Here is a 239-nt window from a genome sequence, read left to right on the forward strand (position 1 = left end):
GTAACAAGATGGATAGCACTCGCACATACCACCGCTGCCGCTGCAGAGCTTCTGGCGCAGCATCCTTGAGTAACTCCACATAAGGCTGTAGACCCAGACCAGTTTCAACCGTCCCTTCCTCACTGGCGCGATCGGCATCTGTTTCCCGAACCCAAGCCTCATCCTTGAGCAAATCCATCAGGTTGCCCGTTTTTCTTAGTTGCTCAGTCAGGATTGCATCATTCATAAGCGATTGGATG

1 pseudogene is annotated in these 239 nt (G+C 51.9%); it reads right to left on the reverse strand.

From position 1 onward, the window contains the following. Positions 1-226 (reverse strand): annotated as a pseudogene (locus tag JUJ53_RS24410) (hypothetical protein); the annotation flags it as partial. Between the last annotated feature and the right edge of the window lie 13 nt (positions 227-239).

The organism is Leptolyngbya sp. CCY15150 (assembly GCF_016888135.1).
In the GTDB taxonomy this organism is placed as follows: Bacteria; Cyanobacteriota; Cyanobacteriia; order RECH01; family RECH01; genus RECH01.